Here is a 2225-nt window from a genome sequence, read left to right on the forward strand (position 1 = left end):
TGGCAAGGGCATGAACCGGTCATTCATCTCGGTCATCCTCGGCGGCTTCGGCGGCGAGGCTTCCGCCGCTGCCGACGACGGCATCGAGCGCACGGTCAAGCAGGGCTCGGCCGATGATGCCGCCTATCTGATGATGAACGCGCAGAAGGTGATCATCGTGCCGGGCTACGGCATGGCGGTCGCCCAGGCGCAGCATGCGCTGCGCGAGATGGCCGACAAGCTCAAGGCCAATGGTGTCGACGTGAAGTACGCCATTCATCCGGTCGCCGGCCGCATGCCCGGCCACATGAACGTCCTCCTTGCCGAAGCCAATGTGCCGTACGACGAAGTGTTCGAACTCGAGGATATCAACTCTGAATTCGCGCAGGCCGATGTCGCCTATGTCATCGGCGCCAACGACGTCACCAACCCGTCCGCGCGGGACGACAAGAGCTCCCCTATATTCGGCATGCCGATCCTCGACGTCGACAAGGCCCGGACCTGCCTGTTCGTCAAGCGCTCGCTCGGCTCCGGCTATGCCGGCATCGACAACACGCTGTTCTACAAGGACGGCACCATGATGCTGCTCGGCGATGCCAAGAAGATGACCGAGGAGATCGTCAAGGCCATGGATCATTGATCCGGATTCGCGGTCCAGTGCACCGCTAATTGCTCGGAAAAAAGCCCGGCTCCGCGCCGGGTTTTTCTTGACTTGAACATCTGGCCTGCAGCGTCTTTGCTCCCATGCCGGTTTCAGCGCTACGATGAACAAATTCTGTTCCGGGCTTTGTCACCAAACGGAGGCACTGGTGTCCGACCCTCATCCTGTTGCGTCGCCGACCAAGACCAGCCCGCCGGCCTCCGGAAAGGCGCCGCGCAAGCTCAGCCAGGCCGTGGTGATCGTGCATGGCATGGGCGAACAGCGACCCATGGGCACGCTGAGGGAATTTGTTCAGGCTGTTTGGAGTCATGACCCTGCTCGCGTGCCGTTTTACGCCCGTGGCACCGATTCGGGCGGTCCCGCCGGCTCGAAGATCAACCAGAGCTGGATCACGCCTGACAGCCGCACGAACTCGCACGAGCTTCGCCGGATCACCACCCCTTACGATGTCGATGGCCGCCGCACTGATTTCTTCGAGCTTTACTGGGCCGACATCACGCAAGGCACGACGCGGGGCCGGCTTGCGGCCTGGGTGACAAATCTGCTCTGGCGCAAGCCCGCCGACATCCCGCGCGACGCCCGCGGGCTTTATGTCGTTACGCTTCTGGCCGTCATAACAGTCTTGGGCGCGGCGCTCGTGCTCGCGACCTCGGCCTTGCAAGGGTATATTTCCTGGACCACGGGCATGCTCGTCACTATCCTGGCCTCGTTCGTCGTCTGGTCGGTGGACCGGTTCGGTCTTCCTTATTTCGGTGATGTGGCCGCCTATGTCCGTGCTGAAGCGGCAACGGTCGAGAAGCGCGCGCTTGTCCGCGACCGTGGCCTGACGCTGCTGAGGCGTCTCATGATGGACGATACCTACGACCGCATCGTGCTGGTCTCACACAGCCTGGGATCAATCATCGCCTATGATCTGCTGCAGATATTGTGGGCTGATTTCAGGCCGCGAAAGCTGGAAGCGGTCCGCGACAAGGCGAGACTGAAAGCGATCCGCGCCGTCGACAGCGCTACGCTCAACGCCGATGGTTCTGCGTGGCCCGACAGCTTGGATGACCTCTCCGGATTCCGGCGAGATCAATGGGAACTCTATCGCCAGCTCCGCGCCAGGGACGACGATCATCCATTGCCGTGGAAGATCAGCGATTTCGTCACGCTCGGCAGCCCGCTGACCCACAGCGAATTTCTGGTGACCTACAATCTCGCCGAATTCAGGCGCGGCATCGCTGAGCGGCTGTTCTCGGCGTGTCCGCCAATCGCCGATACGGCGGCCGGTGGAACCGTCCTCTATCAGGAAGGGCGCAGCCGTTCGGGCAGGCCGCAGCGGGCGGTGCATCATGGCGCTGTATTTGCCGCGACGCGCTGGACCAACATATTCGACAGGGGCAATGGCTGGCTGACGGGCGACCCGATCTCTGGACCGATGGCGGAAAATTTCGGCCCCGGCGTGGAGAACATTCAGGTCGAGCTGCGCAGTTCGCTTGGCCGCATCTTCACCCACAGGCTCTATTGGTCGCTGAAGGCGACCGGCGTCGAGGTCGCCGCAGCGGCCGGAACGCCGCCGCGCTCGCATATCGAGGTGCTGCGC

At 62.6% G+C, this 2225-nt stretch carries 2 protein-coding genes; both read left to right on the forward strand.

What is annotated here, in order from left to right:
• The coding region (locus EOA85_RS33270; RefSeq protein ID WP_164760061.1) for an NAD(P)(+) transhydrogenase (Re/Si-specific) subunit beta at positions 1–619 on the forward strand (619 nt) is incomplete at its 5' end.
• 169 nt (positions 620–788) lie between these two features.
• Positions 789–2225, forward strand: a 1437-nt coding sequence (locus EOA85_RS33275; RefSeq protein ID WP_127212539.1) for a hypothetical protein, incomplete at its 3' end; no start/stop codon positions are given.

Source organism: Mesorhizobium sp. M5C.F.Ca.IN.020.29.1.1 (assembly GCF_003997375.1).
Taxonomy (GTDB): domain Bacteria; phylum Pseudomonadota; class Alphaproteobacteria; order Rhizobiales; family Rhizobiaceae; genus Mesorhizobium; species Mesorhizobium wenxiniae.